This window comes from Streptomyces sp. NPDC002156 (assembly GCF_053593675.1).
Map to the genome: position 1 here is coordinate 20,463 of NZ_JBSFDA010000136.1, position 7,383 is coordinate 27,845.

At 71.4% G+C, this 7,383-nt stretch carries 5 protein-coding genes; 1 reads left to right on the plus strand and 4 read right to left on the minus strand.

The window, feature by feature from the left end; genetic code table 11:
• Positions 1 to 8 precede the first annotated feature (8 nt).
• On the minus strand, positions 9 to 851 hold the full coding sequence (locus ACWCRB_RS37140) for an AfsR/SARP family transcriptional regulator (RefSeq protein ID WP_451000269.1): 843 nt from the start codon (positions 849 to 851) through the stop codon (positions 9 to 11).
• A 233-nt stretch (positions 852 to 1,084) separates the two neighbouring features.
• Between ACWCRB_RS37140 and ACWCRB_RS37145 the strand changes: the two genes are divergently transcribed.
• A complete protein-coding gene (locus ACWCRB_RS37145) occupies positions 1,085 to 2,266 on the plus strand; it encodes a sensor histidine kinase (RefSeq protein WP_451000270.1) in 1,182 nt (393 codons plus the stop codon).
• Positions 2,267 to 2,313: 47 nt separating this feature from the next.
• Here the strand turns inward: ACWCRB_RS37145 and ACWCRB_RS37150 are convergent, their stop codons facing one another.
• From ACWCRB_RS37150 to atzF, 3 genes are all read right to left on the minus strand, one after another.
• On the minus strand, positions 2,314 to 2,922 hold the full coding sequence (locus ACWCRB_RS37150) for a response regulator transcription factor (RefSeq protein ID WP_451000271.1): 609 nt from the start codon (positions 2,920 to 2,922) through the stop codon (positions 2,314 to 2,316).
• Positions 2,923 to 3,042: 120 nt separating this feature from the next.
• Complete coding sequence (locus tag ACWCRB_RS37155; protein ID WP_451000272.1) at positions 3,043 to 5,430, minus strand: MMPL family transporter; 2,388 nt, start codon at positions 5,428 to 5,430, stop codon at positions 3,043 to 3,045.
• Between the two features lie 113 nt (positions 5,431 to 5,543).
• Positions 5,544 to 7,217 carry an allophanate hydrolase gene (atzF, locus tag ACWCRB_RS37160; protein ID WP_451000273.1) on the minus strand — a complete coding sequence of 558 codons (1,674 nt, stop codon included), beginning with the start codon at positions 7,215 to 7,217 and terminating at the stop codon, positions 5,544 to 5,546.
• Between the last annotated feature and the right edge of the window lie 166 nt (positions 7,218 to 7,383).

Below are 7,383 nucleotides of genomic sequence, written 5' to 3' on the forward strand. Positions count from 1 at the left end.
CGGCGGCGTCACCGGATCGTGCCGTGGTCGACGAACAGGGTCGCCGTCGACAGACCGCCGCCGTCCCCGACGACCGGGGGTTCCAGTGCCGGGTCGCCCGCGAGCAACGCCCGGTGCAGACGCTGGAGTTGGGGGGACGGCTCCAGACCCAGGTCCGTGACACAGGCGGTGCGCAGCCGGCCGTAGACCTCCAGGGCCTGCCAGGTCCGGCCGCTGCGGTACAGGGCCACCATCAGCTGGCCGTGCAGACGTTCGTGCAGCGGGAATTGGGCGGTGAGGCCGGTGAGTTCGCCGAGGAGGGTGCCGTGGCGGCCGAGCCGCAGGTCGGCGCCTATCCGGTCCTCCACGGCGGTGAGCCGTAGCTCTTCCAGCCGCAGTACCTCGGCCCCCAGCATCCGGCCCGGTGTCACATCGGCGAGTGCCGGTCCGCGCCACAACAGCAGCGCCCGTTCCAGGAGTTCGGAGGCCCCGGCGGCATCCCCGGCCTCCAGCGCGGTCCGCCCGTGCCTGGCGAGCCGTTCGAAGCGGGCCGCGTCCGTGCCGTCAGGGGGCGCGTCGAGTACGTAACCGGTGTGCCGTCGGCCGAGCACCTCCCGGGGGCCGCGGTCCGGTGCGGGGCCCAGCGCGGCCTGGATCATGCGGCGCAGCTGCTTGACGTAGGTGTGCAGGGTCGCGGCGGCGCTGCGTGGCGGGCCGTCGCCCCACAGCTCGTCCGCCAGGGCCGAAACGCTCACCTCCCGGCCCGAGTTGAGGGCCAGCAGGGCCAGGACCTGCCGCGGTTTGGCCGCGCTCGGCACCACGGAGGTCTGGCCCAGCCGTGCCGTGAGCGGCCCGAGTACGGAGATCTCCAACGTCCGTCACCTCTGCCTCTTGTGCCTCGTGGATCCTGCTCCTTGCTCCCAACGGCTCACGCGCTGTTTATGTGTCGCTTACGTCCCTGTACAGACCCTCCCAGACTGACCGGACGGAAGAGAAGTGATCCAGACACGACTGCTCCATGAATTCATCACACTGTGTGGTTGTTCAGGGCCTCTCCGCTGACGGGACCCGACGGCGCCTAGCATCCCCGTCTGGGGGTGGGCCGATGTCGGATGCGGCTGACCAGCCGGAATCAACCTCGACCGAGGGTCCGGCCGGTCTGCGGGTACCGCGGGTCGCGGGCAGAGTGGTTCTGCTCGCGACAAGCGGTCTGCTTCCCATGGGCGTGCTCGCCGTCGTGGCCCGGCGCCCCGGTGCCGTCGTCGGCGCGGTCGCGCTCGCCGCCCTGTTCGCTTCGTACGGACTGCAGTTGGTGCACTCCGCACCACAAGTGCGTTCCTTACGCGATCGGTTCGGGGGTCCGGCTTTAGCCCTCCAGGGAGGGCTCGCGCTGCTGCCGGTCGTCGCCTTCGGCTTCGACTGGCCGGGAATGTTCGGCCTTTTCGCCGGATCCGTGCCACTGGTGATCGGGGGTGCGGTCGGTCGGGTACTGGGCGGACTGGTCGTCGTCGGTGGTGCGGGCGTCAGTGGTGTGGTGCTTCAACAGGGTTGGCGGGACTGGGGGTTGAGTGGCGCGGCCACGGTGGCTGTCGGTCTCGCCGTGTACGGGATCACCCGGCTCGCAGATCTCGTCGTACGGGCCCACGGGGAGCGCGAGGAACTGGCCTGGCGGGCCGTCGCGCAGGAACGGCGCCGGTTCGCCCGCGATCTGCACGACCTCCTCGGGTACAGCCTCTCCGCCATAGCGCTCAAGACCGACCTCGCCCACCGGCTGGTGCGGGGCGAACCCGAGCGTGCGCTCGCGGAGTTGGACGGCGCCCGGGACGTGGCCCAGCAGGCCCTCGCCGACGTCCGTACGGTCGCCCGTGGCTACCGCGAACTGTCCTTCACCGTCGAGGCCGAGTCCGCGCGCTCCCTGCTCGCCGCCGCAGACATCCGGGCCAGCGTCGACGTGCGCTGTGAGGTGCCGGGCGCCGTGGGCTCGGTCCTCGCGACCGTGCTGCGCGAAGGGGTCACCAATCTGATCCGGCACAGTGACGCCACCCAGTGCCGGATCGAAGTACGGGACCTGGGCACCGGGTTCATCCGGTTCACCCTCGCCAACGACGGTGTCCGGGGCGGGCGGGAGGCACGGGACGGGCGACGGCCCGGCGGCCTCGGCAACCTCGCCGAGCGGCTGACCGCGGTGGGCGGCCGGCTGACCGTGGACACCGACGAACGCGGGTGGTACCGCGTGACCGCCGAGGCGCCCTCGGAGCCGACCGTCGACCCGGGTGAACATGCATAGGTAGGCCCAGGTGAACACGCCTGGTGGGCGGCATTATTGACGACACGTCATAACCAGCCCGCATCCTCCGCGATCCGTACCGCGTCCAGCCGATTGCGTGCGCCCAGCTTTCCGACGATCGACGTCAGATAGTTCCGGACCGTGCCCACCGACAGATGGAGACCGGCCGCGATCTCCGTGGCGCCCGCCCCACTGGCCGCCTGTTGGAGGATCTCCGTCTCCCGGTCCGTGAGCGGGCTCTCGCCGCTGTCGAAGGCGGCCAGGGCGAGTTCTCTGTCGAACACCCGCTCCCCGGCCGCCGCTTGGCGGACGACCTGGGCAAGCCGTACCGCCGGTGCGTCCTTGAGGACGAAGCCGGTGACCTTGTTGTTCAGCGCCCGGCGCAGGGTGCCCGGCTTGCCCAGGCTGGTGATGATGACCGTACGGCACTCGGGCAACGCCTCCTGGAGCAGCGCGGCGGCGCTGATCCCGTCGAGGCGGGGCAGATGGACGTCGATGACCGCCACATCGGGCCTGGCGGCGAGGGCGGCGCCGACGATGGCATCGCCGGCCCCCACCTCCGCAACGACGTCCAGATCGGGTTCCAGATTGAGCAGGGCGACCAGCGCGCCCCGGACCATGGAAACGTCCTCGGCCAGCAGGATCCGTATCAACATTCCCCCCGGAATAACGCGGACGTCGGAAGTGCACGTCCACGATTCCGGGAGTCTATCCATCCCTTATGACCGATTCGATTACGCGCGGCGACGGGCACCGCAAAGCAGCCACATCCGACGCTAGGTGCGCTCCGCGCGATGCGAACCGATGAGCGACTCGTTGGTCCCCTGCGCCTCAACCGGCGCCTCCGCATCGGGAGTTGACTGCTGGTTCGCCTTGTCGGCCGTAGAGATATCTATTCCCGGGGCTGTTCCGGCGCCGGTCTCGGAGAGGCCGATACGGCGGTGCAGCCTGCGCAGCGGACCGGGCGCCCACCAGGTGGCGCGGCCGGTCAGCCGCAGTACGGCCGGTACGAGCAGACCGCGCACCACCATCGCGTCCATCAGCACGGCGAGTCCGACCCCCAGGCCGAGCATCTTGATGTTGGTCACCCGGGAGGTGCCGATCGCCACCATCACGAAGCCGAGAATCACCGCAGCGGCCGTGATCAGCCCGCCGGTGCGCCGGATGCCGAACTCCACGGCCGCGCGATGGTCGCCGCCGCGCTCGTACTCCTCCTGGATCCTGGAGACCAGGAAGACGCCGTAGTCCATGGACAGCCCGAAGGCCACGCAGAACATCAGCACCGGCAGCGCGGTCTCGATGTCCCCGGTCGGGGTGAACCCGAGCAGCCCCGACAGATGGCCCTCCTGGAAGACCCAGACGACCGCCCCGAACATGGCCGTCAGGCTCAGCGCGTTGACCACGACGGCCTGGAGCGGCAGCAGCAGACTGCCGGTGAGCAGGAACACCAGCAGCAGTGTCGTCACCGCGATCACACCGAGCGCCCAGGGCAGCCGCTCGGCCGTTCCGTGCTGGGTGTCGGAGAGCACGGCGGCGGCTCCGGTGACGGAAGCCTTGAACGGAACGGGAATTGACCGAATGTCAGTCACTAGTTCGAGTGAACTTGCCGAGGTGGCCTCGCCCTTGGGCAGCACAGTGACGTAGGCGCTTCCGTCGGTGCCTGTCTGAGCCGCCTCGGCGGGCGTCGCCGCGCGCACCCACTCGCCGCTCGCGTAGAGACCTGCGGGACCTGACACCCGTACGACATCAGGGAGTTGGGAGACACTGCGGCTGAAGTCCGCGAGCGAGGCCTGACCGACCCGTGGCCCCTGAGCGAGCACCGCGAGGACGCCGCCCGGGCTGCCCGGGAACTCCTCGCGGATCTGCTGCTGGACCAGATGCGCTGGGGTCGAGGACGGCAGCTGGCGGTCGTCGGCCGTGCCGAACCGCACGTCCTTGAACGGCAGTCCGAGCGCGACGAGCACCACCGCCGTACCGACCGCGAAGAGCGGCGCGCGCCGCATGACGAGCCGGGCCAGCGCCGCCCACCCGGCACCCGGCTCATGCTTCGGCTTCGATGTCCCGCGCCGAGGCAGCAACCGGCGTACGTCGAGGGCATCGACCCGACGGCCGAGCACCACCAGCAGGGCGGGCAGCGCGATGAGTGAGGCCGCCGCCGCGATGAGGACGACCGCGATGCCCGCGTACGCGAACGACCGCAGGAAGTACTGCTCGAAGACGAACATCGACGCCAGCGACACGGCGACGGTCAGCGCCGAGAAGAGGACGGTACGCCCGGCGGTGCGGAGCGTCGTGGCCACGGCGGCGCGGGGATCGGCGCCCGCCGCCAGTTCCTCGCGGTAGCGGCGCACGATGAACAGGGCGTAGTCGATGGCGAGTCCGAGCCCGAGGGCCGTGGTGAGATTCTGCGCGTAGACCGACACATCGGTGAACTCGGTGAGTACGCGCAGGACGGCGTTCGTGCCGAGGATCGCCATGATCCCGACGAGCAGCGGCAGCAGCGCGGCGACGGCGCTGCCGAACACGAAGACGAGCAGGACGAGGGTGACCGGCAGCGCGATCATCTCCGCCCGGACCAGATCCTCGGCGATCACCTCCTGCGAGGCGTTGCGCACGGCGGCGGGCCCACCGAGCCGCACGTCGACCGGCCCCCGCCTGCCTTCGTACGACGGCCGCACCCGCTCCAGTACGGCATCGACGGCGTCCTCGTCACCGCCGATGCGAGCGGTGATCAGCGCCTCGCCGCCGTCGCGGGCGCGCAGTGCCGGTTCCTTCCCGTCCCAGTACGAGACGACTCCGCCGACCGCCTGCTCGGCGCCGAGCCGACGCGCCAAGTCGCGGGCTTCGGAGACCACTTGGGGATTGTCGACGCCTCCCGTCGCACCGCGCGCCGACACCATCAGCAGCAGGTTCGGCTGCGAGGCGGGCCAGCGCTGCTCCAGCACCCGGGTGGCGTACGTCGACTCCGCCCCGGGAATCTGCGAACCCCCGCTGCTCAGCCGGTCCGCCACCCCGCCGCCGAGCACGGCCGCACAGGCGGTGAGGGCCAGCACGACGAGGAGCAGCAGCCGGGGCCGGGCCACTATGGCCCGGCCCCACCTCCCCCCACCCCCGTCGTCCGCTCGCCCTGTCGTAGGCGGCTGTTGTGTGGGCCTTGCTGCCATCGGACTGCCCCTCCCGAGTCGGTGACGGGGCTCTGACGGTGACGGGGGGTGCTTAAGCGCTGCTTGCGGTCGGGTAGTTGGGGTGCCCGGTGCTCCGGTCGGCAACTGCCGTTTCAGGGGCGGTCGTTCAGGTACGCGCGCCAGCCGCCGTACGTCGTGATGTCCTCGGCGCCTTCCAGGGCGGCCGGTTCGCACAGGAAGCCGGGTACGTGGGTGCCGTCGGCGAGTTCGACGCGGCCCAGGGCCATCGGGCGGGGGAGAGCGGCGAGGAAGCGGCCGAGGCCCTCGGCGGGAAGGCACCACACCTCGGCCTCGATGGCGGCTCCGCCGGTCCCTGTTTCGCCGACGTGGACCAGGCCCGGCTTGGGCGGGGTGGTCGCGAGGGCGTGCAGCCGGTAGACGGGGGCCGTCGTGGTCGTACGTTCCAACCGGGCGCCCAGGGAAAGAAGTTGGGGGTTGAGCGGCTGGCCCGAGAGATGCGCGCCGACCACCGCGAGGCGAGCCGCGGGCTGGAGCAGACGGGCCATCGTGGCGAGCCGTTCGTCGGTGAACGCCGGGCCGATCAGCATCACGCCGAAGGGGAGGCCGTTCACCTCGCCCGCGGGTACGGCGACCGCGGCCAGGTCGAAGAGGTTGGTGGAGTTCGTGAAACGGCCCAGGCGGGCGTTGGCGCCCAGCGGGTCGGCGGCGACCTCGGCGAGAGTCGGGTGACCGGGGGCCGTGGGCAGCAACAGGGCGTCCGCGTCGGCCAGTTCGGCGAGGGCGTGGGCGCGCAGGGCGGCGAGGCGCTCCTGGTCGGCGTAGAGCTGGTGGGCGGGGATGTCGCGGGCGCGGGTGATGATGCCGGCGACGGTGGGGTCGAGGGTCGCGGCGGCCTCACCTCCCTCGGTGAGCAACTTGTCGACAAAGGCACCCACCGCTGTGTAGCGCTCCGCGACGAACGCGCCCTGGTACAGCATCGCGGCAGCCTCGGTGAAGGGCGTGAGGTCGAGCGTGCGGACGGAGACGCCCGCGGATCGAAGCTGGGCCACGGCGGCCTCGTACGCCTGTGCCCAGCCCGGGTCCAGTTCGCCGAGCTGGTCGAGCGGCGGGACGGCGACGCGCCAGGGACCGGGGGCGCGCTGGGGGAGGGGCGGGAGATCACGGTCGGGTGGGGACGCCATGTGCGCGAGTGCCTGCTCGGCCTCGGGGAGCGTCCGGGCGAAGACGGTCACACAGTCGAGGGAGGCGCAGGCCGGGACGACGCCGGCGGTGGGGACCAGGCCTCGGGTGGGTTTGAGGCCGACGATGCCGTTGAAGGCGGCGGGGACGCGGCCGGAGCCTGCGGTGTCGGTGCCGAGGGCGAAGTCGACGATGCCGAGCGCTACCGCTGTGGCCGAGCCGGAGCTGGAGCCGCCGCTGATGCGGGTGGGGTCGTGGGCGTTGCGGACGGGGCCGTAGGGGGATCGGGTGCCGACCAGGCCGGTGGCGAACTGGTCGAGGTTGGTGGTGCCGAGGACGATGGCGCCGGCGTTTCGGAGGCGGGCGATGACGGGGGCATCGGCGTCGGGGTGGTAGGCGTAGGCGGGGCAGCCGGCGGTGGTAGGGAGGCCCTGGACGTCGATGTTGCCCTTGGCGGCGAACAGCTTGCCGGCCAGGGGGAGGGGGTCGCCTGCGGCGAGGCGGGCGTCGATGGCGTTGGCCTCCGCCTCGACCTCGGCCTGGGGGCGTAGGTCGATCCAGACCTCGGGGCGGTCCACGGCGTCGATACGGGCGTAGGCCGTACGGACTCGGGTCAGGGTCGACATGCGTGTGCTCCTTGGTTGTGGTGGGTTGATGTGGGGTTTGTTTCGCCCCCGCCGCCCCTACCCATTCCCGTCCCCTGGGGGCTGCGCCCCCAGACCCCCCTACGGCCCTGAAGGGGCCTTGTCCTCAAACGCCGGACGGGCTGGGGGTGCCGGCCGGGGTTTGATC

What these genes read in the sequence shown, in the direction of transcription:
- ACWCRB_RS37145 (WP_451000270.1), top strand. Translation starts at nt 1,085, where the DNA reads ATGTCGGATGCGGCTGACCAGCCGGAATCAACCTCGACCGAGGGTCCG.
- ACWCRB_RS37150 (WP_451000271.1), bottom strand. Translation starts at nt 2,922, where the DNA reads ATGTTGATACGGATCCTGCTGGCCGAGGACGTTTCCATGGTCCGGGGC.
- ACWCRB_RS37155 (WP_451000272.1), bottom strand. Translation starts at nt 5,430, where the DNA reads ATGGCAGCAAGGCCCACACAACAGCCGCCTACGACAGGGCGAGCGGAC.
- atzF (WP_451000273.1), bottom strand. Translation starts at nt 7,217, where the DNA reads ATGTCGACCCTGACCCGAGTCCGTACGGCCTACGCCCGTATCGACGCC.